Source organism: Neobacillus ginsengisoli (assembly GCF_030813055.1).
Genome location: NZ_JAUSTW010000004.1, coordinates 327,744 through 354,191, shown reverse-complemented (window position 1 = coordinate 354,191; position 26,448 = coordinate 327,744). Strand labels below are relative to the sequence as shown.

The following is a 26,448-nucleotide window of genomic DNA, read 5'->3' as shown; positions in this document are numbered from 1 at the left end:
CGTGTTAAAGGAGTCGTTCCATATGAATAAACCTGTTTTAACAATTGTAGTTCCCTGTTTTAATGAGGAAGAGGTTTTACCGGACACCTCAATACAATTATCAAATCTGTTAAACAATTTAATCGATGATGCACTCGTTTCCAAGGGTAGTACCATCCTTTTTGTGGATGATGGTAGTAAGGACCTGACTTGGGAAATCATTGAGATAGAATGTGAAAAAAGACCATTTGTCAAAGGTTTAAAGCTGGCTAAGAATGTAGGTCATCAAAATGCTCTCATCGCAGGACTTGAAACGGCCTCGAAACAATCAGATTGTGTAATTTCCATTGATGCTGACCTGCAGGATGACATAAATGCTATCCCTTCATTTATTGAAAAGTATTGGGAAGGATTCGAAATTGTCTACGGAGTAAGAGGCAGCCGTGAAACGGATACTTATTTCAAGCGGACAACTGCTTTGGGATTCTATCGATTTATGAATAGAATCGGAATTAAACTCGTTCCTAACCATGCTGATTTCCGGCTAATGAGTAATCGTGCCCTTATGGAACTGTTTAAATATCAAGAGACTAATCTATTTCTGAGAGGACTTGTTCCTCTTGTAGGATTCAAGTCAACGAAAATCTACTATGATCGAAAAGAAAGGACCGCAGGTGAATCGAAATATCCTTTAAAAAAAATGCTGGCATTTGCTTTTGATGGAATTACTTCCTTTAGTGTTGCCCCTATTCGCTTGGTTACATTGATAGGATTTCTTGCTTTAGTTATAAGCCTTATAGCCGGCGGATATGCTCTTATACAGGAATTATTAGGGCACACTGTTTCAGGCTGGACATCATTGATTGTTTCCATTTGGTTTGTTGGAGGATTACAATTAATGGGGATTGGTATTATTGGAGAATATATAGGGAAAATTTATCAAGAAGTAAAAAGACGTCCAAGATATGCGATTGAAAAAGACTTATATTCATCACATGTTAAGGAACAGCATCAAAAAGAGGCTGTGCTTAATTAGAATAGGTATGAATAATTAGCGGATGACTTCTTTTTTATAGTCATCCGCTATTATAGTGCATAAAAAAGTTTGTCTGCTCCATGATTTTTCGTTATTTTTTTGTTTTATGATGCGATTTTATGGTAAGTTTTATAGTGGATAAATTTTCAAATTGAAAGGATTTTGTTTATGAATTTAAAAAGTAACCTTGTTATTGCATTCATCTTAACACTTGTATGCATAATAGGGTTTAGTTTTATATCACTGCTAATCAGTGACCATAAAATTATCAGTTTTGATAGTAAGATAATCGCAAGTATTCAAGGGCAAGAATCACCGATGTTAACTAATGTGATGAAATTTTTTACCTTTATCGGTTCTGCACCATTTGTTATCATTCTTAGCTTATTGCTTTTATTTTTCCTTTATAAGGTATTACATCATCGCTTAGAACTTATTTTATTTATTGCTACAATTGCAGGTTCTTCCGTCATCAATCAAGTGTTAAAAAGTATTTTTCACAGGGTCCGTCCAAATTTACATAGGCTAATAGATGTATCAGGCTACAGCTTTCCAAGCGGTCACGCAATGAATGCTTTTACCGTATATGTTATTCTTTCTTTCTTACTATGGCGGCATATTCCCGGTAAATTGGGTAGAAGCATATTAGTATTCTTGAGCATCTTAATGATTCTTGCGATTGGAATCAGCAGGATATATCTTGGAGTTCATTATCCAAGCGATATTATCGGAGGGTATTTTGCAAGTGGTTTTTGGCTGGTAATAGCTATTTGGGTTTTTCAGTTTTACAAAGAAAAACGGTATAATAAAAATAAAAAACCGGTTGAGTAATTGCCAGTTACATGAAAAATAGAACGATTCGCTTTTTGGAAATTGGAGTGATACATATTATAAAGAACAGTATTCCTAACCTTTTTACGCTTTTAAATTTATTTTTTGGGTTTTTATCTGTGATGTATTCTGCTTTAGGGGATTACAAGAATGCGGCCATATTAATATTAATTGGGATGATGCTTGATAGTATGGATGGCCGGATTGCCAGGATGTTACATGTGGAAAGTGACCTTGGGAAAGAACTGGATTCGCTAGCTGATATTGTTACCTTTGGCGTTGCACCTGCGATGATGGCCTATTATTCCTATTTTTCTAAATTGGGGGTAGCAGGAATGGCAATAGCCGGTCTCTTTCCGTTATTCGGTGCTTATCGTTTAGCCCGATTTAACATAAATGCAGTGAAATCGTCTCTACATTATTTTACTGGCGTACCGATCACTGCAGGCGGCGGCCTATTAACTCTTTTAACTTTGTTTCATGGCAGAATGCCGCATATCATTCTCCCAATAGCCTTTTTTGTCATTTGCTTTTTAATGGTCAGTAAAGTGAAAATTCCAAGCTTGAAAGAAATTCCGCTTCCGAAATATGGAATTCTCATAACCGCCTTTTTAGGCTATGCCATATATATTGTTTTTCGCAAAGAGCACCACAGATTTCCTTATTTTATTTATGTTGCGATACCATTATATGTTTCCTTTATCGGATATCAATTAGTGAGGAGCAAAAAGAAAAGCAATAAATAAAAGATAACTAACAGCAGTTAATAAAAAAGAAAGAAACTGAAAAAAGTTTCTTTCTTTTTTATTTCCTTAATTGAATTGGTTGAAACAGTTCACGCCTGTTTAAAAAGCGGAATAATGGTGGTAATAGTATTAAGATTGTAATTAACCTTAATGATTGTACAGCAACGACAAAAGTAGAATCAGCATGCAGGGCGATCGCCGCCGTTGCCATTTCAGCCACTCCTCCGGGTGCAAAGGCGAGTATACAGGTGACAAGTGGAATATGCGTAATATCAGCGATTAGGAAGGAGCAGACAAGCATGGAGATTACCAGGCAAAGAGAGCAAAGTAATCCGGCTCCTACAATTCTCCCTAAACCAGTGAACATGTCCTTATTTACACGAGAACCAATACTCGTTCCTATCAATATTTGCGCAAAAATGATGAGCCCATGAGGCCAATAGGCTTTACCGATATGGCCAAACAAAAGAGGGAAGAACATTTGAGTAATTACTGCTCCCAGCATGCTTCCAACGAGCCAAGGTGCTGGCATTTTGATTCTTTTGCAAACATTCGCTCCGGCCAGTGCACCGATTATGAGAATTCCAGTAAAAATCAAAGTTAAATGATCAAGGGTTATTGGATGGATTTCTAAAGATATCGGTACAGTAGTTGAATTAAGCTTCCCTGCTACAAAGGGAATAACACCTATAACAAGTAATATACGAAGGGTTTGAATTATGCTCACAACAAAGGCATTTGCCCCTACTTCTTCAGCAATTGTCGGCATCGCTGAAATGCCGCCCGGTGTGGTGCCAAAAAGGCTGGTCATCATATTTGCATTACTAAAACGCCATAACATTATCCCGGAAAGAAAAGCAATAGCTATTGAAAAAATAACCATTACGATAATAATAAAAAAATAATCTTCAAAAGTAACCATTATCGAAACACTGAAGCTTTGACCTAATTCAATTCCTAAAATAGCTTGGCCAATTTGCCGCCAATAAGGATGGATGCCGTTCATCTCATATTTTGATTTCAACCATTTTTTAGGGAATGAGGATAAAAGTACAGCAAAGATTAGGCTTCCAAGCATCCAGGCAATTGGAATTCTTGAAAATGAAAGAATAAGACCGCCAATCATACTGAAAAGGAGATAAAAAGCGTTTAGTAGTAAAGTATAATATATTTGCATTGTCTACATCCTTTTTGAGTGATTTCATCAATTAGTTAATGTGCCCATAAAGCTGTAGAATTAATCATAAAAATAAAAAAAGCCAGCCACCTTATTTGAAAGGGTGGACTGGCTTTTCTATTTTACATACCACTGAAATTCATAACCCAGATAGAACCAAAAACTGTAACTGCAGCAATAAACACTCCGTAAACAACGTTAATTGTTTGGGCTTTACTATCTTCACCGTCTCTTAAGTGCATGAACATAAAGAGTTGAAGAGCAGCTTGAACGACTGCAAGTATACCAATGATCCACATAATTACGTTAAATGACATTGATGTTTTTAATGCAACAAAAAGAGCTGCGAAGGTTAATACCAATGACAAGACAAATCCAAATACCTGTGTCATTGGAGTTCCGTGTGAATGTTTATCCATATCAAGACACCATCCCTTTTAAGTAGACAAATGTGAAGATAAAGATCCAAACAACATCAAGGAAGTGCCAATATAAACCGATAATAAAGGCTTTTCGAGCTGTAACAGGAGTAAGTCCTCTTTTAGCAATCTGGATCATAACCATTATAGCCCAGCCAATCCCCATACTAACGTGCAATCCATGTGTACCTAATAGGACAAAGAAGCTTGAAAGAAATCCGCTGGTTTGCATAGTTGCTCCATCATGGACATAGTTAATAAATTCCGTAATCTCCATTCCGACAAAGCCTGCACCTAGTAAAAGAGTGATAACCATCCAAGCTAACAGCCCTTTTTTATTATAGCGGTGCATTTCATATATGGCTAAACCGCAAGTGAAACTACTCGTTAACAGGAGGATCGTTTCAATCATTACACCTTTTATTTCAAATAGATCATGTTGGGTAGGGCCACCGGCAAATCGGTGACTCATAACCGAATAAGTAGCAAAGAGCGTCGCAAAAAGAATGATTTCCGCACCTAAGAAAATCCAGAAACCAAAGATATTCATTCTGCTTTGTTCTGTTTGATACTCAAGTGGCAATGCTGTATTCACATTAGCTGACATGATTTTTCACCTCTTTATCTACTGTTCTCCATGCTTTTTCGATCTTTTTAATTTCATCAATGTGCACATGGAATCCATCCTTAGTATCGAAGGAGCGAGCAATCAAGCATGCAAAGATTCCTAATAAAGCAACAAGAGCGGCAATTTTCCATTCGAAAATTAAGAAGAAGCCGGCAATGCCCATTACTACAGCCATAACAAATGGAAGTCCTGAATTGTTAGGCATGTGAATTTCTTCAAGCTCATCTTCGTTTAACTCTAATCCTTCGTTATGCTTCTTCATGTACCAGAAAGCATCAATTGATTTCACTTCAGGTACTTTTGCAAAGTTGTAAAACTGAACCGGTGAAGCAGTTGCCCATTCAAGTGTTCTTGCATCCCAAGGATCGCTAGAAATATTGCGATCAGCATAGCGCGCGCTCCAATAAATGTTATAGCATAAGAAACCAAAACCGATGGCCAAAATTCCTGCACCAATGGCAGAAACAAGCATTAATGGACCAAATCCTGTTGATGCGGAGTAGGTGTAAGCACGTCTAACCGCACCATCTAGGCCAAGGAAGAACATTGGCAAGAACGTCATATTGAAACCAATAACAAAGAACCAGAAATGAAGTTTTCCAAGTTTTTCGTTTAACATATGGCCAAACATTTTTGGCCACCAATAGTAAAGTCCTCCAAATACAGCGAACACAACACCTGGAATTAATACATAATGGAAATGGGCTACAAGGAATAGGGTATTGTGATATTGGTAATCAGCTGCACCCATCGCTAACATTACTCCGGTAACACCACCGATAATAAAGCAAGGTACGAATGCAAGTGCCCAAAGCATTGCAGTTGTAAACTCGATTCGTCCTTTTCGCATCGTAAATAACCAGTTAAAGATTTTAACACCCGTTGGGATCGCAATCATCATGGTAGTAATGGAGAAAATAGAGTTTACTGCAGGTCCAGCCCCCATTGTAAAGAAGTGGTGAACCCAAACAAGCATACTTAAAAACGCAATTCCGACAATGGAGAATACCATTGATTTGTACCCATAAAGCATTTTTCGGGAAAAGGTAGAAATTATCTCAGAGAACATCCCAAATGCCGGAAGAACAACTATATATACCTCTGGATGGCCCCATAGCCAGAAAAGGTTCGCCCACATCATTGGGTTACCATCGCCGCCGACAGTAAAGAAGTGAGTTCCAAAGATACGGTCAAATGTCATTAGAGCAAGGGCAACAGTAAAAATTGGGAATGATGCCCAGATAATTACTGAAGCAATAAAGGACGTCCATGTGAACATCGGCATTCTCATTAGCGTCATGCCGGGTGCTCTCATTTTTAAAACCGTTACGATAAAGTTGATCCCGGTCATTAAGGTACCAATCCCGGCAATCTGAATCGCTACCGCGTAGAAGTTATTCCCAATACCCGGCGTAAATTCTTTACCGGCAAGAGGGAAGTAAGCAGTCCAACCCGCATCAGGCGAACCACCCATGACAAACGAAATATTAAACAGCATCGCGCCTGCAAAAGTAAGCCAAAAGCTAACTGCGTTCAATTGCGGAAAGGCAACATCTCGTGCACCAATTTGCAGTGGTACAACAACGTTCATTAAACCAATTAATAATGGCATAGCCATGAACAAGATCATTATGACACCATGAGTCGTAAATACTTCGTTATAATGCTGTGCATCAAGGAACTTTTCATTCGGTGTTGCCGTTTGTGCTTTCATCAATAATCCGTCGATACCACCGCGGAAAAACATTAACACACCAACGATAATATACATAATCCCGATTCGTTTATGATCAACGGTTGTAAACCATTCTGTCCAAAGATATTTCCATTTTTTTAAAAGGGTTACCCCAACAACAATTCCAATCATTGTTAAGAGAATGGCTATTTGTGATCCTAAGATTAGAGGGTCGCCAGTAATTAAAATCTTATCCCATTTAATTCCCATTGTTTTCACCTCCAGTAGATTTTCCGCTCATATTCATGTTTTTCATATCCATGTTTTTCATATTCATTTTACTCATATCCATTGATTTGCCTTCAGCCTGACCGTCCATTTTCATTGTATGGTTTTGGTTATCCGGTTCTTTAAAAATCTGACCCGGATAGTCATGGTTTCTGTACAATTCAGGGAAGGTGTAGGTTTTCGAATTCATGTCAGCATGATTAACAAAAGCTAAATGCGTGTTCGAAAATGTTTCCCTGCCAAGATTAGATGGCTTTAAAAGGTTGATATAGCTCTTTTCTGTTAACTTTGGTGCTTTGTTTTTTACATCTTTTACCCATTTTGCAAATGCTTGAGGTGATTGAGCTTCAACCGTGAATTCCATATCGGCATAGCCTTTACCGTTAAAGTTTGTATTTTTTCCAATATATTCACCTGTCTGATCAGCAACTAGGTACAATTGAGTTTCCATTTTAGCCATTGTATATTTTTGACCGCCTAATGCAGGAATCCAAAATGAATTCATTGTACCGGCAGATGTTAACTTAAATTTAACTGGTGTACCTACAGGGATGTTAAGGTAGTTAACCGTCTCAACTCCTTGATCCGGATAACTGAAAATCCACTTCCAATCAGCTGAAGTAACGTTAATGGTGATTGGTTTCTTATCTTTATAACCAGCTGGTACCTTTTCAAGGCTGTAGATTGTTTTGATTGTAGGAATAGTTAAAGCAATTACAATAATAATAGGAATAACAGTCCAAATAATTTCTAATTTGGTACTGCCGTGCTCTTCAGGTGGCTCATAATCTTTATTTTCCTTAGTAGCGCGGTATTTCCAAACAATATAACCAAATAGACCAAACACCACTACGACTACAAGAGCCATGAAAATCAATGACCAGTTAATTAAGTGAAGAATGTCTCGTGCAGCAGGCCCTTTCGGTTCAAAAACAACCATGTGGGTATCGCAGCCGCTCAATAGTAAAACAGGTAATACTGCTAATAGTGGAATTAAAAAGCCCTTTTTGGACATTTCTCCTGCTCCTCTCCTTTTTAAATGTTTGTTTTTCACCATAATTGTTCGTGAATTCGTTCACAAACTCAACCAAAGTATAATACTATAATTCTTCAAAGATGTGAACAAATAAGTAATTTTTAAAATACCTGTTCAAAATTAAAAATAGATTCGTTCATCCTAAACCTATATTAACAACATGGCGATGATGTTAATATAGGTTTTTGAAAATATTTGTGACAAATTTGTTAAGGTTTTAAAATCTAAATATAGAAAACCTTGGAAATAGCTTCATGATAAAATAAGTCCATTGAAATGAAGCGACTTCAATCCGTATTATCGTTAAGTTTCTAAATTTGAATTATAATGGGATCATCATTAAACCAACTATTAAACGCTCGGATTTGTATCTAAGCGTTTTTATTTTTAAAGCGGCTTAAAATTATTGAAAATGCAAACGATTTTTCCTCAAAACCCCATTAAGTGCATATTAATGTATATATAAACATCTTTTTTGATTAATTAATATAGAAGATGTTAATCTAAAAAGAAAAAAAGATGGGAGAAAGGAATGGCATATGGACAATTTTGTAAATGATCATGAAATCAAATTAATTGCACTGGATATGGACGGAACATTATTTAATGATGATCGCCAGATTTCGATTGGTAATCGGGAAGCCATTAAAGAAGTACAAGAAAGAGGAATATTTGTAGTCCTTAGTACCGGAAGGTCCATTATGACTTGCGGTGAGCATGCCGATTCACTCGAGCTGACTTCCTATTTAGTTACGGTTAATGGCAGTGAGATTTGGGATGAAAAAAGAGACCTTGTTGAAAGAAATATCGTGAAATCTGAGTTTATTCAATGGATGTGGGAGTTATCTCAACGGCATGAGACAAGATTTTGGGCAATCAGTACCGACAAAATGTGGTTTGATGAAATGCCGGGCGACATCCATGATCGGGAATGGTTGAAATTCGGGTTTGATATAGATGATGATGATGTCAGAGAGATTATTTTAAAGGAACTCCAGGAAAAAGGAGAATTTGAACTTAGCAATTCCAGTTTAAAAAATATTGAAGTAAACCCGATTGGAATCAACAAAGCAAATGGACTTAAAATCGTTTGTAGGAAACTTGGCATTGATATGGAAAATGTTATGGCCGTCGGGGACAGTCTAAATGATATGGCAATGATTAAGGAAGCAGGAATCGGTGTGGCCATGGGAAATGCCCAGGAAGTTCTAAAGGAAGCAGCAGACTGGGTTACCGCAACGAACAATGAAGACGGAGTTGCAAAAGCAATCCGTAAATGGGTATTGAAAAATTGAAGATCAAAAAGTATAAATAAAGTACATTGGTAATATCGCGAATACATATTAAGAAATTTTCTTATTTACTTAAAAAAAGAGATGTTTTTTATGAAATAGGTATTAAAAAAATTTTTATTGGTAAAAATAATTGGGCAAGTATAAATTGCAATTTCATGTATTGTTACATGCTAGGAGGCTTTCAAATTGGAACAAGGTAAAGTAAAATGGTTTAACAGTGAAAAAGGCTTTGGGTTTATTGAGCGTGAAGGCGGCGAAGATGTATTCGTTCACTTCTCTGCCATTCAAAGCGAAGGGTACAAAACTTTAGATGAAGGTCAAGAAGTTACGTTTGAAATCGAAAATGGTCAACGTGGACCACAAGCGGTAAACGTTCGAAAAGCATAAGTTACCTTCGAGTAAAACAGACTCCAATTTCGGGAGTCTGTTTTTTTGTGAAAAAAAAAGACTGACAAGATGTATCGTGTCAGTCTCATAAATATGTGAAAAGTAAAATGGTTAGTAGTAGTATAGGGTAAATACCGGAAAAAAATACCATAATTCATGAATGATTAAAACATTTTAATTAAACAAAGGACATAATGGTTAATAATTATTATAAAAGAACTATTTACCCCTTATTTCCTTGACTCTTCCAACCTGACCATCCGTCAGCCTAACTTTAATGCCATGTGGATGGAAGCTCGATTTAGTTAAAATATCTTTTACAATGCCGCTGGTGAGTTTACCGGTTCTCTGGTCAGATTTAAGGACAATATCAACTGCTGTACCCGGGATGAGTTCCTTTCTGTTTTGTCCATTCATTATACACCCATTTTACGGCGGGAGTTACTTACTTTTTTAGTTTGCTGACTTTTCATCTTTTTTGTTGATTGCGCATTGTTTGAAATTGAATTACCAGCTGCTGCTTGATTTTTTTTATTTTCAAGCTGTTTTTTAATTGCATCTTGCAGACTCATTTTCTTTTTACCCAATTCTTCATTTGTTTCCGTCATAAAAAATCCTCCTAACTAATTGATAACATATCTACAGTATAATCTATTTTTCTTCATATTAGAAATCGATCGCTGCTCCGATTGAGAAGATTTATTAGGAAAACCAAAAGATAATCGTCGAAATATGTCTATAAATTCTCGTTATTCAAAACATTTTAAATTTCCTATCAATAATGAATAATGTTAGTATTAAGATAGATGAGTCGCCTTAAACAATTCCACCGAAAGTACATTTTTTTAAACCAAGTAAAATTGGATTAAATATTTATATAAAATCAATACTTATTTAAAATGATTATAAATAAATATTGATTTTAAATATATTTATATTATAATTTACTTAATGTTAGAAAAATAGTTTAAGAGGTGATCACATGAAAAACGAAAACAAACACTTGACAACCAGCCACGGAGCCCCGGTTGGCGACAATCAAAATTCAATGACAGTTGGTTCCCGCGGTCCGACATTGCTTCAAGATTTCCATCTAATTGAGAAATTAGCACATTTTAACCGCGAACGTGTACCTGAGCGTGTAGTCCATGCTAAAGGTGCCGGTGCACATGGCTATTTTGAAGTAACAAATGATTTATCAAAATATACAAAGGCTAAATTATTTAACGGTGTTGGAAAGCGTACTCCACTTTTTATTCGTTTCTCAACTGTAGCTGGTGAGCTTGGATCAGCTGATACTGTACGTGACCCACGCGGTTTTGCTGTTAAATTTTATACTGAAGAAGGAAACTATGATATCGTTGGTAACAATACACCGATCTTCTTTATTCGCGATGCTATCAAATTCCCTGATTTCATCCATACACAAAAAAGAGATCCGAAAACACATTTAAAAAACCCTACAGCGATCTGGGATTTCTGGTCTCATTCTCCGGAATCACTTCACCAAGTTACATATCTAATGGGTGACCGCGGTATTCCGGCAACACTTCGTCATATGAATGGATATGGAAGCCATACATTCAAATGGGTAAACGCTGAAGGCGAAGCTGTTTGGGTGAAATATCACTTCAAAGCTGAGCAAGGCGTTAAAAACATGACTAATGAAGTTGCTGCAAAGCTTGCCGGTGAAAACCCGGACTATCATACTGAAGATCTATTTAATGCTATTGAAAATGGCGACTTTCCTAAATGGAAGCTTTATGTACAAATTATGCCATTTGAAGATGCCAATACGTACCGCTTTGATCCATTCGATGTAACAAAAATTTGGTCTCACAAAGATTATCCTTTAGTAGAAGTAGGTACGATGGAATTGGATCGTAATCCTGAAAACTATTTTGCAGAAGTGGAGCAAGCAACATTTTCACCTGGAACAATGGTGCCCGGTGTTGAGGCTTCACCGGATAAAATGCTTCAAGGCCGAATTTTCGCCTATTCCGATGCCCATCGCTATCGTGTTGGTGCAAACCATGCTGCATTACCGATCAACCGTCCAAAAGTTGATGTAAATAACTATCAACGTGATGGTCAAATGCGTTTTGATGGTAACGGCGGAGGTTCAGTATATTACGAACCAAACAGCTTTGACGGCCCAAAAGAAACACCGGAACATAAACAAACACCATTCCAGGTTTCCGGTGTAGCTGAACAGGTTTCATATGATCAAGCTGATCATTATACACAAGCAGGAGATCTTTATCGTTTAATGGATGACGGTGAAAAGACCCGTACAGTTGAAAATATCGTTGGGGCAATGAAGCCTGTTGAAAGAGAAGATATTAAGCTTCGGGCAACACTAATTTTCTATAAAGCTGATGCAGAATTTGGTGAGCGCATCGCCAAAGGCTTAGGCTTAGCACTACCGCAAGAAGTAAAATAATAGTCTGGAATTTTATGAAAAAAAGCAGATTCCCATTGCAGGAATCTGTTTTTTATTACTCTAAAGGCAGAAAATTGTCTTATCGGGTAAACGGTGTAGAAATAATGGAAACTGTGATTATTTGACAAAAAACGACAAAAATTGTCGTTTAATATTTTGAACGAATTGTTATTTTTTTACAATTAAAGGAAAATAATAAAAATAGATAAGCGCAAAGGGGTCTACTTCAAGTGAACCTGAATGTATTGTACGCAGCTATTTTTATTTTTTCCGCAATTAAATGGGGAGATTGGAAAAACTGGAAAGCCTACTACCCAACATTTCTATTTTTAATGCTTGGGGACCTTGTATACCAATTTTTATTTTATAAATACAGTATGTGGGAGTATGTACCCGTTGGCAGTGATAAGAGCTGGGCGAAGCACACCCATATAGCTTTCTTGATTATGCTAATAAAATATCCGGCAACTATCCTTATTTTCCTTGGCCATTTACCAAAGGTTCACTGGAAAAAATTAATGTATATCCTTGCATGGACACTGGGTTATGTACTGAACGAATATTTTGATTTAAAAATCGGTTCAATGATCCATAAACATGGATGGCATCTTGGATGGTCTGCACTTTTTAGCTTTGTTATGTTTACCGTTCTAGCTATTCACTATAAATATCCTTTATTGGCTTGGGTCCTGTCAGCAATATTTGCCACTTTTTTATGGAATATTTTTGGTATTTCGCAAAGTATTTTAAAATAACACCGAAATTCGCAACCTTTTGCAAAAGGTTGCTTTTTTATTAATAAATCTATTTATTTTTACAGGAATTTAAGGGATAAAACCAGAATAATAGAAATAAGATTGTTGTAAAAGGGGGAATTTGTATGGATGTTCAAGTGGTTGAAAAGAATGAGATAAAAGTAGTGGGGATTTCATGGAATGGAACTTATGCACAAACGAACTCCATTCCTGAAATCTTTACAGAAATGGAAGCACGAATTAATGAAGTAGCAAACCAGACAAGGGAATCAGTTTTGATTGCACCTTTTCATAGCAGGGAAACAGAGTTTACCTATTACGTAACAACGCCTGTTGAAAAAATTGAAGATGTTCCTGAAGGTATGATCGGTTTCACGATTCCCCGTAAAAATTACGTTTTCGCTACCCATAAAGGACGGTCGGAGGAAGTTGAAAATACATATCTCCAAATGTTCAAATGGATGAAAGAGTATGGTTATGAATTGGACCAACATGCTTTAAGCTTAGAAATTTATAAAGAAGAACATAAACCGTTTAATTCTACCGGGCATCTTCATTATGATATTTATTTGCCTGTGAAGAAGTATAAAGAAATTTAATTGAAGATTTCGATTCAATAAATTTCACTTTACTTTAATCATAAAGTATAATGTACTCATTAATATATTTGAATAATTCCTTCGGGGTCAGGTGAAATTCCTAACCGGCGGTGATGAAGCGATAAGCTTCTTAGTCCGTGACCCGTTTAACTTACTTGTTAAGTTTAACGGTGGATCTGGTGAAACTCCAGAGCCGACAGTTAAAGTCTGGATGGGAGAAGGAAATAACAGGATTAGAGATAGGTGAAAAATACACTTATTTTTAAGCCTTAATTTCTTATTGCCTTTTAAAGGACCCTGAAGATTGAATTTCTTTAGGGTCCTTTTATTTTCTTTTTAAAGTAGAAGCAATTAAAGAAGTTGATCTGGAAATGATATCAAATCATAGGTATCCGGGTAAGGAGAATTAAATCATGTTCACAGGTATTATTGAAGAGATAGGACAGATATCAAATATTGGCCGGACTGGTGAATCAATTGTTCTGACTATTGAAGCTAAAAAAATTCTTGAAGATGTTCATCTTGGGGATAGTATTGCGGTTAATGGGGTGTGCCTTACAGTTACATCATTTACGAAAACGTATTTTACTGTAGATGTTATGCCGGAGACAGTAAGAGCAACCAGTTTAAATGATGTTAAACGTGGCTCCAAAGTGAATCTTGAGAGGGCCATGGCAGCAGGCGGCAGATTTGGCGGCCATTTTGTTTCCGGCCACATTGATGGGACAGGGATCATCAAAAGTAAAAAGCAATTCGAAAATGCCATTTACTATGAAATAGAAGCGAGTCCCGAAATTTTAAGGTATGTAATAGTAAGGGGATCTGTTGCTGTTGACGGGACAAGCCTTACAGTTTTTGGAACGGGAGAAAAAAGTTTTACTTTATCTCTGATTCCCCACACGCTGTCTGAATCGATTTTAGGATTGAAAGGACAGGGTGACACGGTCAATTTAGAATGCGATATGATTGGGAAATATGTCGGGCATTTTCTAACCGGTGTTTCAGGTAATTCTAACAATAAGATTCCATCCGGGATCACCTCGCAATTTTTACAAGATAATGGCTTTGCCTAGGAAAAGCTTATTTTCACCGGTATCAAGTAATAAAAAGGTTTTTCAAAATGTAAGGAGAGATGCAGCATGTTTAATCTTATTGAAGAAGCCCTTAATGAGTTAAAGAAAGGCAAAGTCGTTATTGTTTGTGATGATGAGGATCGAGAAAATGAAGGTGACTTTATTGCTTTAGCCGAAAAAGCAACACCGGATGTAATTAATTTGATGGCGACACATGGCAGAGGTTTAATATGCGTTCCCGTTGAGGAAGAATTGGCTCAAAAGCTTGATTTATTCCCGATGGTATCAAAAAACACCGATTCACATGGAACGGCTTTTACCGTAAGTATTGACCATAAATATTCTTCAACGGGAATATCTGCTTTTGAACGTTCGGCAACGGTATTAAGCATGCTCGATCCCGAATCAAAGCCGGATGATTTTAAAAGACCCGGACACGTTTTTCCTTTAATTGCGAAAAAAGGAGGGGTCCTAAGAAGAACAGGTCATACGGAAGCAGCGGTGGATTTAGCTCGATTATGCGGGGCGAAGCCGGCCGGGGTTATTTGCGAAATCATGAACGAAGATGGGACAATGGCCCGTGTCCCGCAATTGCGGAAAATCGCCGATGATTTAAATGTGAAAATGATTACCATAAAAGATCTTATTGAATATCGCAACAAGAAGGATAAACTGGTCAAACGTGAAGTGGAAATTAACTTACCAACCGAATTTGGGACTTTCAAAGCGGTAGGGTATTCGAACATTGTCGATCATAAAGAGCATGTTGCATTGGTGAAGGGAGATCTTGACCCTGAAAAACCTGTCCTTGTCAGGGTTCATTCGGAGTGTTTAACAGGGGATGTCTTTGGCTCCTATCGCTGTGATTGTGGACCGCAATTGCATGCAGCTTTAAAACAGATTGATCAAGAGGGCCACGGGGTTCTATTATACATGCGCCAGGAAGGGCGTGGAATTGGTCTCCTAAATAAATTGAAGGCTTATAAGCTCCAAGAAGACGGCTATGATACCGTTGAGGCAAATGAAAAGCTCGGTTTTGGAGCAGATTTAAGAGAATATGGGATAGGGGCACAGATATTAAGGGATTTAGGCGTTAAAAAAATGAGGCTATTAACCAATAACCCTCGAAAAATTAAGGGACTTAAAGGATATGATCTTGAGGTCATCGAGCGGGTGCCGCTACAAATGGAAATGCGAACAGAAAATGAAAATTATTTACGAACAAAGCATGACAAACTGGGGCATCTTTTGCATTATTAATTAGGCTCTTTTCAAAAACTTCGAAAGAGGAATAATAAAATTATTAACAATATGGAGGATTTATCATGGGACACATTTTTGAAGGTAATTTAGTTGGATCAGGGTTAAAAGTAGGTATTGTGGTAGGACGCTTTAATGAGTTTATTACCGGAAAATTATTAGACGGTGCGCAGGATGCGCTTAAAAGACACGGGGTAAGCGAGTCAGATGTTGATATTGCTTGGGTACCCGGTGCGTTTGAACTCCCATTAATCGCCCAAAAGATGGCGAATAGCAAAAAATATGATGCCGTTATTACACTCGGAACAGTAATTCGCGGTGCTACTCCACATTTTGACTATGTCTGCAATGAAGCAGCAAAAGGGGTATCGGTTACTGCTCTGAATAGTGGAATTCCGGTTATTTTTGGTGTATTAACTACTGATTCCATAGAGCAGGCGATAGAACGGGCAGGAACAAAGGCAGGAAATAAAGGATGGGATTCAGCAACAGCAGCCATTGAAATGGCTAATTTATGCAGAACTATAGAACAATAAAGTTCTTCATTTATTAAAGAATTTAAGGCCTGGTTACTTTAGGGACTATTATCGTAAAAAAACATATACAAATCGTTCTAACTTTTCTATAATTAAATTAATGAAAAATAGTTGAAGAAATTAGGTGCTAAAATCTTTAAAAAAAGATTTTGAGCTTAAAAGGGAAGTTTGGTGAAAAGCCAACGCGGTCCCGCCACTGTAAATGGGAGCAACCTATAAAATGTCACTGTCGATTTGATGGGAAGACATAGGAAGTGATGATCATGAGCCAGGAAACCTGCCTATTCTCGCGCGCCAAAAAAACCTACGAGGATAGGGAGGTGTGGAGGGCTAGACACCTTTTACTTTATGATAGTAAATGAATCTAATCTTACCAACATCTCCACGTCATTTGGAGATGTTTTTTTGTTTTGCACAAGCAGAAATTATTTTTTGTTACAAAAATCTATCTACATAAAAAAGCAGGGGGAAACAAAAATGAAGAAATTATATTCGCTATTATTAGTAGTACTATTAACAATAGCGGCATTAGCAGGTTGTGCTGAGAAGAAAGAACAGGTTAAAGAGGACAATAAAGCAAGTGTCGAAAAGAAATCGGAAGGTGCATTTCCAGTCACGATTAAAGATGCTTTAGGCAAAAAGGTTATTATAGAGAAGAAACCTGATAAGATTGTGTCACTGATTCCAAGTAATACAGAAATTGCCTATTCGTTAGGTCTTGGAAAGGAAGTTGTCGGTGTTTCTGATTTTGATAACTATCCGGAAGATGTCACGAAAAAAGAGAAAATTGGCGGGCAACAAATTAATCTGGAAAAAATCATTTCATTAAAGCCAAATTTAGTGTTAGCACAAGCCTCTTCAGCCCATAATTCAAAAGAAGGGCTTCAACAATTAAGGGATGCAGGCATCACAGTTTTGGTGGTTAATGATGCAGAAAATTTTGACCAAGTATATGATTCGATTAATATGGTTGGAAAAGCTACTGGTGAAACAAAGAAAGCGAACGAGATCGTCAAAGGTATGAAGGACAAATTAGCTGATATAAAAGCAAAGGCAGCAGAAATAAAAGACAAGAAAAAGGTGTTTGTAGAAGTATCACCAGCTCCAGAAATTTATACACCTGGAAAAAATACCTTTATGGATGAAATGATTCGTTCTATTAACGCTGAAAATATCGCAAGTGACCAAGAAGGATGGGTTAAGATTGATCAAGAAGCAATGATTAAACGAAATCCAGATGTTATTGTTACTACATATGGATACTATGTGAAAAATCCAGCTCAGCAAGTGTTAAGCAGAAAAGGCTGGGAAAATGTTACCGCTGTAAAAAATAAGCAAGTTATCGATATAAATTCTGATCGTGTAACTCGCCCAGGTCCTAGGATTGTTGAAGGAGTAGAAGATCTTGCAAAGGCCGTTTATCCAGAAGTTTTTAAATAATAAGTATTTTGCGTATATACTAGCAGGAATTTTCCTTGTACTTTCTATTTTATTAGGTATTTCGATTGGAACTGTTTCTGTTCCAATGCTTACGATCATTCAACTGATAGGCGCAAAACTATCTGGATCGACAATTGGGTCTATCGATCCAATGTATTCGAGTATTGTCTTTGACATTCGCTTACCTCGAGTAATCTTATCAGGTCTTGTAGGGGCAGCTCTTGCGATTGCGGGAGCGGCCTTTCAAGGTCTATTACGAAACCCGTTAGCAGATCCATATACTTTAGGAGTATCCTCAGGAGCATCAGTGGGGGCGGTCCTTACATTATTTTTTCAACTTTCCCTTCCCTATATAGGTTCCTTCACATTACCATTACTAAGTATCCTGTTTTCATTTATTACCATCTTTTTAGTGCTTTCGTTCGCTCGGAAAATAGAGCGGTCGATGAGAGTAGAAACAATTATTTTAACAGGGATTATTTTTAGTTCCTTTCTGGGAGCACTCATTTCCCTGATGATTGCCCTGACAGGGGATGAATTAAGACAGATTATTGGCTGGCTCTTAGGTAGTGTCTCAATGAGAGGCTGGGAATACATAAAGATTATTTTGCCTTTTTTTATTATTGGATCTGCCATCCTTATTTTTAATGCGAAAGAATTAAATGCTATGTCGTTTGGGGAAGAAAGAGCACACCACTTAGGGGTCAACGTTCAAAGAAGAAAGTTGATCATCTTAACAGCCGGTTCTATTTTAACAGGAGCAGCGGTTGCGGTATCAGGCACGATTGGTTTTGTCGGGCTGGTGATTCCGCATCTATCGAGATTACTATGGGGGCCCGATCATAAGCATCTTCTCCCCTTATCGATTTTAACCGGAAGCGGATTTCTAATTCTTGCTGATCTTGTTTCTAGAACAATTATTTCTCCTACCGAATTACCGATTGGTGTCATTACTGCTTTAATTGGTGCACCCGTGTTTGCAATAATCCTGCTGCAGAGAAAAAGGATGGAAAGAAGTGGTTAACGAATGCTTAGCGTTCAAAAAGTTTCAGGTGGTTATTCAGGTGAAACGGTTCTGACAGACATTTCCTTTGAAGTTGAACGAGGGGAATTATTCGGCATTTTGGGACCGAATGGAAGCGGTAAGACAACCCTTTTAAAAATGCTTAGTGGAATCCTGCCGATTCAACAAGGTGAAATTTTGATCAGGGGAAAAAGAATTCAGGAATACGTGGTAAAACAGCTTGCCCAAATTGTTGCCGTCCTTTCGCAGCACTCTTCGCAATCTTTTTCTTACAATGTAAGAGAAACAGTCTCGCTAGGACGGTATGCTCATCAAAAGGGTTGGTTTCAGTCATGGTCTAAAGAGGATGAGGAGATCGTCCAACGAGTAATGAACCAGACTGGAATCTCCCCCTTTCAAAATAAAAATATTCAGGAGTTATCGGGCGGCGAGAAACAAAGAGTATTTCTTGCCCAAGCTTTGGCCCAAGAGCCTGAAATTCTTCTTTTAGATGAGCCAACCAACCACTTGGATTTATCGTATCAGAAAGAATTATTGGATTTACTAAAACAATGGACATCAGAAAATGGTTTGACCGTTATTTCTATTTTTCATGATTTAAACCTTGCAGGGCTATATTGTGATCGATTGCTTCTGCTTGAAAAAGGAACGATTAATATTAATCATATTCCGAATGAGGTGCTGAGGGAAGAAAGAATAAGGGAGGTGTATCATACAGACATTCAGAAACACCCCCATCCGAAAGTCGCAGCACCGCAAATGGTTTTGCTGCCGGAAGTGAATAGGGAAGTAAATCATTATGTTATTAATGAATCGATGTTAATTGTTTCAAATGAGATTATTGAGTTACAAACACCCACTCCATTAAGGACGATGTCTTCTGGTGTGATTGGTTCAGGAACGGGATGGCATCATACATTTGTGAATCGACATGTTCATAAGAATTATGATTGTAGTGATCATCGATTAGAAATGGCTTCATTTTTACGTTCAAAGGGATTTGAACCCTCAGAAACAGTCGGAATGATGACCGCTGTCGTACTTGAGGATGTGGTGTATCAAAGGTTTGAACAGAGTGACTTTTCCCTATTTGTTGTCGTAACAGCAGGGGTTGGAAATGCAATTGATGCATCAAAAAGTGAACTGCATTCATATGAAATGACACCAGGCACCATCAATACCTGGGTTTTTGTCAGCGGTGAGCTGACGGAGGAGGCTTTTATTCAAAGTATCATGACTGCTACTGAGGCAAAGGTAAAGGCGATACATGACTTAAAGGTTTTGGACTCAGTTACGGGAACTATTGCGACGGGTACTTCAACTGATAGTATATTAATTGCTGCTACACAAACCGGAAAAGTATTGGAATATGCCGGGACGATAACTCCTTTAGGAAAACTTATTAGTAAAGCCGTTTATCAGTGCACCACAGAAGCGATTAAAAAATCACAAAAGAGGAAACAACCGTGATTGTCTATCACTTAATCTCGATTACCCTTGCTTATATCATTGATCTGCTTGTAGGAGACCCTCCTGAGTGGCCCCATCCTGTTAAATGGATGGGAGCGATGATTTCATTTTTGGAAAAGCGATGGAATAATGGTGAGTCTAAAAAGAGGAAAGGGGTCGCAATGCTCCTTTTTGTTTTACTCATTGTCTTTTCCATTGTTTTCATAATCGTATTAATAGGATATAAGATTCATCCTTTTGTGGGAATTTTACTAGAAAGCATCATGATAGCTACTACGATTGCCCAAAAGAGTTTGAAGGAAGCAGCCCTTGAGGTGTACCACCCATTAAGAGCAGGACATCTGGTAAAAGCAAGAGAAAAATTATCCTATATTGTTGGCCGGGATACTGATTCCTTAGATGAGGGCGAAATTGCCCGCGGAGTGATAGAAACAGTCGCAGAAAATACGAGTGACGGGGTAACAGCTCCACTATTTTGGGCACTTATTGGCGGCGCGCCCCTTGCAATGGTCTACAGGGCAGCGAATACATGTGATTCGATGGTGGGTCATATAAATGATCGATTTGAAGAATTCGGCTGGGCTTCTGCAAAATGGGATGATGTCATGAACTGGATTCCGAGCCGGCTGACGGGAATGATCATGCTTTTAGGAAACAGACCGGATAAAAGGAGTTACCGAAAGGCATGGATGATTTTATTCCGTGATGCTAAAAAGCATCCAAGTCCAAACAGCGGCTGGGGTGAAGCGGCTGTTGCCGCTATTATAGGGATTCAACTAGGCGGGATTAACTATTACAAAGGAATGGTTTCGAACCGGGCAAAAATGGGTGATCCTCTATATCCTATCGATGCAGAACAAATAAAAAAGGTGAATTCCATATTAGCAAGAACAGTCTTTTTATTTTTACTATTATTATGGATAGGAGGAATGATCATTGATTTGGCCTTCACATGGATCCAATCCTCGTTATTTATATGAGGCAATGGGGCTATCACTCCCAAGGGAGTATGTTGATTTTAGTGCGAATATTAATCCGATGGGTCCCCCGCCAGATTTAAAAGAAAAGTGGGCTGACTTTTATCAAGAAATTAACGTTTATCCCGATCCATATGCTGTCAAACTCAAGGAAAGGATTGCAAAAAAGGAACAGATCTCAATGGAGTCGATTTTGATTGGAAATGGCGGCGCAGAGCTGATTACATTGGCTGCGCGTATGCTCACAGGCAAAAAAGTCGTCATCATCCAGCCAGGCTTTTCAGAATATGAAAAAACCTGTCGAGCCAACAAATGTGAAATTTTCTATCACCAATTGCACGAACCTGACTTTGAATTAAATATTGTAGAATTACGCTCTAGTCTAGTTGAGGCGGATGCCTTGTTTTTGTGTAATCCAAACAATCCAACGGGTTTAGAGTATCCTGAATCTACGGTTATTTCTATCATTGAAGAATGTGAAAAGCAAAATTGCTTAGTCATCTTGGATGAAGCCTTTTATGATTTTTTAGTAAAATATGATTCTTTTATTCCATACATAAATAGATTTTCAAATTTAATCATTATTCGGTCGATGACCAAAATGTTTGCGATTCCGGGTATTCGTTTAGGCTATTTAGCCGCTCAGCCGGAGATTATTACTGAGCTTAGTCAATTGCAATCACATTGGAGTACCAACACGATTGCCTTATTAGCAGGAGAGCTATGCATACAAAATGAATCTTTTATAAAAGAGACTCAGAATTATATTTTTAACGAACGAACAAGGCTTTTTGATTTTTGTAAAAAAGAAGACTTTGTTGTGACGGCTTCGACTGTAAATTTCTATTTATTGCGGGATCCTTATTTGAAAGATCAGTTTGCTTTATTTGAGTTTCTTCTGCACTCGGGAATTATACCTCGCCATACGTTTAATTTCCCCGGCTTGGAAGGAAGATGGCTCCGCTTTGCCATTAAGTCCTATGAGGAAAACAATCAATTAATGGAGGTGTTGGCCCTGTGGAGGCAGCATCATCACTCATCTTTATAACCGGCGGGGTAAGAAGCGGGAAAAGCAGCTTTGCTGAAAAGAAAGCAGAACAGATTTCAAACGAAACAGGGGGACAACTTCACTACCTTGCAACTGGTGTTCCTTCTGATAGAGAGATGATGGAACGAATCAATATACACCAACGGGATCGAGTCGAAGGCATGTATGGGTGGAAAACGGTCGAGAAGCCTGTTCAAATCGGAATGCTTGCTGATCATTTCAGCCACGAGGATATTATTCTGCTTGATTGTGTCACAACGCTATTAAATAATGAACTGTTTTCTTCTGAACAAAAATGGGATCAGCCCTTTTTAGATAAGGTTAGAGAAAGTGTTGTGACAGGTATATTTGAGATAAAAAATCGAGTCAGCGTTATGATTGTAGTAAGTAATGAAGTGTTATACGAGCCGTTGCATGGAAATCAGCTGGTTTTTACTTATGGAAGATTACTGGGACAAATCCATCAGCAGTTGGTGAAAGAAGCAGATCAAGCCTTTTTAGTGGAAGCAGGGATTCCACTCGTGATGAAGGGAGTGAGCCGATGAAGGGATTAATGATTCAGGGGATAGCTTCAGATGTTGGAAAAAGTTTAATCGCTACCGCACTATGCCGAATTCTTTTTAAGGAAGGTGTAAAGGTCGTACCATTTAAATCGCAAAACATGTCTAATAACTCCTATGTAACGATTGACGGGAATCTTAAAAACATAATAAATCAATGGAGTTCAAAATAATGAAGTTCATCAAAGGTTTTCTGATTAACCTGCAATTTTTTACGGCGATTCCAATTGCGCTAGAGATACCAATGGATAAGGATCATCTTAGAAAGGCAATTCAAACCTTTCCTCTATTAGGATTATTTCAAGGGATCATTTATTCATCCCTTTTTTGGGGATTACTGCTATGGACTCCTTTTTCCCATCTAGCTATAGCATTTATACTATGGCTGGCAACGATTCTTCTAACAGGTGGAATCCATTTAGATGGCTGGATGGATACGTGCGATGCTTATTTTTCATATCGGGATCAAGAAAAACGACTCGAAATTATGAAGGATCCTCGAACAGGAGCGTTTGGCGTTCTATCGATTATTGTTTTATTAAGCTGTCGATTTCTTTTTATTTATGAAAGCACATTGAATGTTGAAGCTTTATCCTACATCTTTATTACAGCGATTCCTTTTTTGAGTAAAAGTGTGATGGGCGTCCTTCTGTTAACCGTTAAGTCAGCTAAAAATGAAGGGCTCGGTTCATTGTTTCAAAGTGCAGCTTCACCTGGAGCATTATGGATCTACCTAGTGTACATAATTGGTTTTCTATTTCTAGTAAATAAAGATATGTTACTAGCAGGAATAGTGATTATCGTAGCTGCTGGTTGTTTGTATTTTTGTAAACGTAAAGCCGTGAAATGGTTTGGCGGGATTACCGGAGACGTCTTAGGAGCTTCTGTAGAAGGGACTGAGTTAATTCTATGGATGACCGTGTGGTTATTGCATTATTTCGCCATGGCTTAACAGTAGAAAATAAACGAAAAGCATATTTAGGGTGGAATGATTCTCCCTTATGTCCTGAAACAAAAGATCTTTCAATAAGTACGAGGTACGAATACTATTTTTCAAGTGATTTACAAAGATGTATTTCTACAGTTCAACTTTTATTTCCGAATACTAACCCATTTCTGATAGAAGAATTAAGAGAAATGCATTTCGGTAAATGGGAAGGGAAAACATACGACGAGCTTAAGGCAGATCTTCTTTATCAACGCTGGTTATCAGATCCTTTTCATATTTGTCCGCCAGAGGGAGAATCTTTTTACCGATTCACCAAAAGAGTTCAAGCTGGATGGCAAAGGATAATTCAAGAGATGCATTCTCATAGCATTCAACGTTGTGCGGTGATGACACATGGCGGGGTAATAAGATATTTATTATCGGAATTAGCACCAGAACAGAAAGATTTTTGGAGCTGGCAGACCCCTCATGATCAAGGGCTTGAACTTATGTTTGATAAAGACGCGTTAAGGAGGGGTAAACGGTGCACTTTATTATTGGAGGTGCCTTTAACGGGAAAAGATCATGGGTAAAGAACAGATACATGGGAACAGTGGATTACCGTTGGTTATCAGCTTATGAAAACTGTCCCCTCCCAACAGATTTAAATAAAATTAACCAAGAATTGATCATCCTTGAAGGAGTAGAAACATGGCTGAAAGGTTTAACGGAAGAATTTGATTCGGACAAATGCCGCACTATCTGGAATAGCTGCCTAGATAATTGGCTTAGTTGGGAAAAAGCAAAATTAACTAGAAAAGTAGTGGTAATTGGAACGGATATTACAAAAGGGATTGTTCCATTGGAGAAGGCAAATAGGTTGTGGCGGGATGTAACTGGATGGGCCTATCAAGATAGTGCGGCAAAAGCAGAAAAAGTAAACCTAATTTGGTATGGAATCAATCAAACTATTAAATAAAGGGGAAAACTCAATGAGAATTTATACGCGAACAGGTGATAAGGGAAAAACAAGTATTATTGGCGGCAGAGTGGACAAAGATGACACAAGGGTAGAAGCTTATGGAACAATTGATGAAGTAAATTGTTTTGTCGGTCAGGCGATCACGGAACTAGATACGGAAATATTCAAGGATGTACTGGATGATCTTGAAAAAATTCAGCATGAATTATTCGATTGTGGCGGCGATCTTGCAAATGTATCAGAAAAGCGGGAGTTAAAGCTTCAAAAAGAATCAATTGACTACTTGGAAAAGAGAATCGATGAATTCATTTCGGAGTCACCAGAGCTCGAACGGTTTATATTACCAGGGGGGACAAAGCCATCGGCATCGATTCACATTGCTAGAACTGTAACAAGAAGAGCGGAAAGATTAGTAGTCAAGCTATTGAAGGCAGACTCAAAAACATCTGAATTAGCGCTGCAATATTTAAATCGTTTATCTGACTATTTTTTTGCTTTAGCCAGGGTTATTAACCACCGGCTAAATGTAAAAGACGTGGAATACTTACGCAGTGCGAAAGTATTCAGGGAAGGAAAACGTAATGATGAAAAATAAAATGAATGGAAAAATAATAAGCTGGCTGGCCATGTTCACAGCATTGTCTGTTGTCGGTGCTTCGATAAAGATACCCGCTATCGTTGGAAGTGTAGCTTTGGATGTGTTTCCGGCACTGCTCGCAGCTGCATTAATTAACAGCCGGGGCGGGGCAATGGTTGCAGCATTCGGTCATTTGATATCGGCGTTGTTGGGTGGTTTTCCATTAGGACCTATGCATTTTTTAATTGCTGTGGAAATGGCTTTACTTGTATGGATTTTTGGAGTTTTTAATAAAAATAACCAAAAGATTGCAGCTATTGCAGTGTTTATCCTTGGCAATTCTTTTGCTGCACCAGTGCCATTTATTTTTTTAATAAATAAAGCTTTTTATTTCTCAATTGTTCCGTCACTGCTAATTGGTTCCATCCTCAATACAGGAATTGCTTTGTTTGTCATTCCACGTCTATCCTTTCTGGTTAAACAGGGAATATCCAAAAAAGAGGTAAAGCCATGAGAGACGTACTAACCATTCCTTTTGATAAAGACAATTCTCTGATTATCGCTAGTGATAATAGCGGAGCCATAGGATTGAAGGATCATGACCTTGTTGCAGTACCGTACGATACGGTTGCCTATTATTCATTTAGAGTTGCGGTCATGGAATGTATAGCAGCCGGCGGGCAACCCATGTCCGTAATTCTACAAAACTTTTGTGGAAATGGACCATGGGAAGAATTAGTTAGAGGAATCCAAACGGGGTTAGATGAACTTGGTTTGAAGGATGTTTCTATTACCGGTAGTACAGAAAGTAATTTTTCTTTATTGCAATCTGCTGTTGGTGTAATTGTTTTGGGCAAAAAGCCTTTGAATAAAATAACTGAGATAAAATTCTCTGAACAACTGAAATACGCAGTAATCGGTTTGCCGCTGGTTGGAATGGGTGTAATAGAAAACAAAAACAACATCGTACCTCTATCCATTTTTCAGGAAATCACCAAGATAAAGGATATAATGATTTGGCCTGTTGGCTCAAAAGGAATTTTATTTGAGATGAATCAAATGTTTCAAAACGTAAGATTTTCACCAGAATTCGTTACAACTAACGTAGATTTGTTAAAATCATCTGGCCCAGCGACGTGTATAATTGTTGCTTACCCTCCAGATCAGGATGGAGTAGTAAAGAAGTTTGCGGGGAGGTTTTTCCACTCAGTGCAAATAGAAAGATAAATGCTCACGGATTGAAAAAGTATATTCAAAATTTCCTGTTTATTTAATAAGT

General features: G+C 37.8%; 30 protein-coding genes, 1 pseudogene and 2 riboswitches. Of the genes and pseudogenes, 24 read left to right on the top strand and 7 right to left on the bottom strand.

Going from position 1 to position 26,448, the window contains the following annotated elements:
• Positions 1–22 precede the first annotated feature (22 nt).
• The 3 genes from J2S10_RS14120 (at position 23) to pssA (ending at position 2,592) form a co-directional block, all read left to right on the top strand.
• Positions 23–1,015, top strand: a complete 993-nt coding sequence (locus J2S10_RS14120) for a glycosyltransferase family 2 protein (protein WP_307408798.1) — start codon at positions 23–25, stop codon at positions 1,013–1,015.
• 168 nt (positions 1,016–1,183) lie between these two features.
• Positions 1,184–1,846 (top strand): phosphatase PAP2 family protein, encoded by a 663-nt coding sequence (locus J2S10_RS14115; protein WP_307408796.1) that lies wholly within the window; start codon positions 1,184–1,186, stop codon positions 1,844–1,846.
• Positions 1,847–1,857: 11 nt separating this feature from the next.
• A complete protein-coding gene (gene pssA, locus J2S10_RS14110) occupies positions 1,858–2,592 on the top strand; it encodes a CDP-diacylglycerol--serine O-phosphatidyltransferase (protein ID WP_307408794.1) in 735 nt (244 codons plus the stop codon).
• A gap of 58 nt (positions 2,593–2,650) precedes the next feature.
• On the opposite strand, the gene J2S10_RS14105 is transcribed toward pssA, so the two are convergent.
• From J2S10_RS14105 to qoxA, 5 genes are all read right to left on the bottom strand, one after another.
• Positions 2,651–3,769 (bottom strand): AbrB family transcriptional regulator, encoded by a 1,119-nt coding sequence (locus J2S10_RS14105; protein WP_307408791.1) that lies wholly within the window; start codon positions 3,767–3,769, stop codon positions 2,651–2,653.
• 122 nt (positions 3,770–3,891) lie between these two features.
• On the bottom strand, positions 3,892–4,188 hold the full coding sequence (qoxD, locus tag J2S10_RS14100; RefSeq protein ID WP_307408789.1) for a cytochrome aa3 quinol oxidase subunit IV: 297 nt from the start codon (positions 4,186–4,188) through the stop codon (positions 3,892–3,894).
• A 1-nt stretch (position 4,189) separates the two neighbouring features.
• Positions 4,190–4,795, bottom strand: coding sequence for a cytochrome aa3 quinol oxidase subunit III (qoxC, locus tag J2S10_RS14095; RefSeq protein WP_307408787.1), 606 nt, complete (start codon positions 4,793–4,795; stop codon positions 4,190–4,192).
• Positions 4,785–6,761, bottom strand: a complete 1,977-nt coding sequence (gene qoxB, locus J2S10_RS14090; protein WP_307408785.1) for a cytochrome aa3 quinol oxidase subunit I — start codon at positions 6,759–6,761, stop codon at positions 4,785–4,787. Before qoxB ends, qoxC begins: the two co-directional genes overlap by 11 nt.
• On the bottom strand, positions 6,751–7,794 hold the full coding sequence (gene qoxA, locus J2S10_RS14085) for a cytochrome aa3 quinol oxidase subunit II (protein WP_307408783.1): 1,044 nt from the start codon (positions 7,792–7,794) through the stop codon (positions 6,751–6,753). The genes qoxB and qoxA overlap by 11 nt, the downstream gene beginning before the upstream one ends.
• A gap of 560 nt (positions 7,795–8,354) precedes the next feature.
• Between qoxA and J2S10_RS14080 the strand changes: the two genes are divergently transcribed.
• Entirely contained in the window at positions 8,355–9,110 is a 756-nt protein-coding gene (locus J2S10_RS14080) for a Cof-type HAD-IIB family hydrolase (protein ID WP_307408781.1), read from the top strand.
• Positions 9,111–9,296: 186 nt separating this feature from the next.
• On the top strand, positions 9,297–9,497 hold the full coding sequence (locus J2S10_RS14075; RefSeq protein ID WP_307408780.1) for a cold-shock protein: 201 nt from the start codon (positions 9,297–9,299) through the stop codon (positions 9,495–9,497).
• 219 nt (positions 9,498–9,716) lie between these two features.
• On the opposite strand, the gene J2S10_RS14070 is transcribed toward J2S10_RS14075, so the two are convergent.
• Positions 9,717–9,914, bottom strand: a complete 198-nt coding sequence (locus J2S10_RS14070) for a YwbE family protein (RefSeq protein WP_307408778.1) — start codon at positions 9,912–9,914, stop codon at positions 9,717–9,719.
• A complete protein-coding gene (locus J2S10_RS14065) occupies positions 9,914–10,105 on the bottom strand; it encodes a hypothetical protein (RefSeq protein WP_307408775.1) in 192 nt (63 codons plus the stop codon). Before J2S10_RS14065 ends, J2S10_RS14070 begins: the two co-directional genes overlap by 1 nt.
• A 374-nt stretch (positions 10,106–10,479) precedes the next feature.
• Here J2S10_RS14065 and katA point away from each other — a divergent pair, with 374 nt between their 5' ends.
• The 19 genes and pseudogenes from katA (at position 10,480) to J2S10_RS13970 (ending at position 26,396) form a co-directional block, all read left to right on the top strand.
• On the top strand, positions 10,480–11,940 hold the full coding sequence (gene katA / locus J2S10_RS14060; RefSeq protein ID WP_307408773.1) for a catalase KatA: 1,461 nt from the start codon (positions 10,480–10,482) through the stop codon (positions 11,938–11,940).
• A 230-nt stretch (positions 11,941–12,170) separates the two neighbouring features.
• Positions 12,171–12,695, top strand: a complete 525-nt coding sequence (locus tag J2S10_RS14055) for a CBO0543 family protein (RefSeq protein WP_307408771.1) — start codon at positions 12,171–12,173, stop codon at positions 12,693–12,695.
• Between the two features lie 125 nt (positions 12,696–12,820).
• On the top strand, positions 12,821–13,294 hold the full coding sequence (locus J2S10_RS14050; protein WP_307408769.1) for a GyrI-like domain-containing protein: 474 nt from the start codon (positions 12,821–12,823) through the stop codon (positions 13,292–13,294).
• Between the two features lie 73 nt (positions 13,295–13,367).
• Positions 13,368–13,521: riboswitch (FMN riboswitch) on the top strand.
• Between the two features lie 186 nt (positions 13,522–13,707).
• A complete protein-coding gene (gene ribE, locus J2S10_RS14045) occupies positions 13,708–14,367 on the top strand; it encodes a riboflavin synthase (protein ID WP_307408767.1) in 660 nt (219 codons plus the stop codon).
• A gap of 66 nt (positions 14,368–14,433) precedes the next feature.
• A complete protein-coding gene (locus J2S10_RS14040) occupies positions 14,434–15,627 on the top strand; it encodes a bifunctional 3,4-dihydroxy-2-butanone-4-phosphate synthase/GTP cyclohydrolase II (protein ID WP_307408765.1) in 1,194 nt (397 codons plus the stop codon).
• A gap of 65 nt (positions 15,628–15,692) precedes the next feature.
• Positions 15,693–16,163, top strand: a complete 471-nt coding sequence (gene ribH, locus J2S10_RS14035) for a 6,7-dimethyl-8-ribityllumazine synthase (RefSeq protein WP_307408763.1) — start codon at positions 15,693–15,695, stop codon at positions 16,161–16,163.
• A gap of 105 nt (positions 16,164–16,268) precedes the next feature.
• Positions 16,269–16,462, top strand: a riboswitch (cobalamin riboswitch).
• A gap of 178 nt (positions 16,463–16,640) precedes the next feature.
• On the top strand, positions 16,641–17,603 hold the full coding sequence (locus tag J2S10_RS14030) for an ABC transporter substrate-binding protein (protein WP_307408761.1): 963 nt from the start codon (positions 16,641–16,643) through the stop codon (positions 17,601–17,603).
• On the top strand, positions 17,569–18,627 hold the full coding sequence (locus J2S10_RS14025; protein ID WP_307408759.1) for a FecCD family ABC transporter permease: 1,059 nt from the start codon (positions 17,569–17,571) through the stop codon (positions 18,625–18,627). The genes J2S10_RS14030 and J2S10_RS14025 overlap by 35 nt, the downstream gene beginning before the upstream one ends.
• A 3-nt stretch (positions 18,628–18,630) precedes the next feature.
• Positions 18,631–20,097 carry a heme ABC transporter ATP-binding protein gene (locus tag J2S10_RS14020; protein WP_307408757.1) on the top strand — a complete coding sequence of 489 codons (1,467 nt, stop codon included), beginning with the start codon at positions 18,631–18,633 and terminating at the stop codon, positions 20,095–20,097.
• On the top strand, positions 20,094–21,077 hold the full coding sequence (gene cbiB, locus J2S10_RS14015; protein WP_307408755.1) for an adenosylcobinamide-phosphate synthase CbiB: 984 nt from the start codon (positions 20,094–20,096) through the stop codon (positions 21,075–21,077). The genes J2S10_RS14020 and cbiB overlap by 4 nt, the downstream gene beginning before the upstream one ends.
• Positions 21,034–22,122 (top strand): threonine-phosphate decarboxylase CobD, encoded by a 1,089-nt coding sequence (gene cobD / locus J2S10_RS14010; protein WP_307408753.1) that lies wholly within the window; start codon positions 21,034–21,036, stop codon positions 22,120–22,122. The genes cbiB and cobD overlap by 44 nt, the downstream gene beginning before the upstream one ends.
• On the top strand, positions 22,092–22,667 hold the full coding sequence (locus tag J2S10_RS14005) for a bifunctional adenosylcobinamide kinase/adenosylcobinamide-phosphate guanylyltransferase (protein WP_307408751.1): 576 nt from the start codon (positions 22,092–22,094) through the stop codon (positions 22,665–22,667). Before cobD ends, J2S10_RS14005 begins: the two co-directional genes overlap by 31 nt.
• Positions 22,664–22,816 (top strand): annotated as a pseudogene (locus J2S10_RS14000) (nucleotide-binding protein); the annotation flags it as partial. The gene J2S10_RS14005 and the pseudogene J2S10_RS14000, both read left to right, overlap by 4 nt.
• Before the next feature lie 38 nt (positions 22,817–22,854).
• The gene (cobS, locus tag J2S10_RS13995; protein ID WP_307408749.1) at positions 22,855–23,634 is read left to right on the top strand and encodes an adenosylcobinamide-GDP ribazoletransferase; all 780 of its coding nucleotides are present in this window, start codon (positions 22,855–22,857) and stop codon (positions 23,632–23,634) included.
• Positions 23,592–24,203 (top strand): histidine phosphatase family protein, encoded by a 612-nt coding sequence (locus J2S10_RS13990; protein ID WP_307408746.1) that lies wholly within the window; start codon positions 23,592–23,594, stop codon positions 24,201–24,203. Before cobS ends, J2S10_RS13990 begins: the two co-directional genes overlap by 43 nt.
• Complete coding sequence (locus J2S10_RS13985) at positions 24,155–24,589, top strand: bifunctional adenosylcobinamide kinase/adenosylcobinamide-phosphate guanylyltransferase (RefSeq protein WP_307408744.1); 435 nt, start codon at positions 24,155–24,157, stop codon at positions 24,587–24,589. Before J2S10_RS13990 ends, J2S10_RS13985 begins: the two co-directional genes overlap by 49 nt.
• A 13-nt stretch (positions 24,590–24,602) precedes the next feature.
• The gene (locus tag J2S10_RS13980; RefSeq protein ID WP_307408742.1) at positions 24,603–25,187 is read left to right on the top strand and encodes a cob(I)yrinic acid a,c-diamide adenosyltransferase; all 585 of its coding nucleotides are present in this window, start codon (positions 24,603–24,605) and stop codon (positions 25,185–25,187) included.
• Positions 25,174–25,683 (top strand): ECF transporter S component, encoded by a 510-nt coding sequence (locus J2S10_RS13975; protein ID WP_307408739.1) that lies wholly within the window; start codon positions 25,174–25,176, stop codon positions 25,681–25,683. Before J2S10_RS13980 ends, J2S10_RS13975 begins: the two co-directional genes overlap by 14 nt.
• Positions 25,680–26,396 (top strand): ATP-binding protein, encoded by a 717-nt coding sequence (locus J2S10_RS13970; RefSeq protein WP_307408737.1) that lies wholly within the window; start codon positions 25,680–25,682, stop codon positions 26,394–26,396. Before J2S10_RS13975 ends, J2S10_RS13970 begins: the two co-directional genes overlap by 4 nt.
• Positions 26,397–26,448 lie beyond the last annotated feature (52 nt).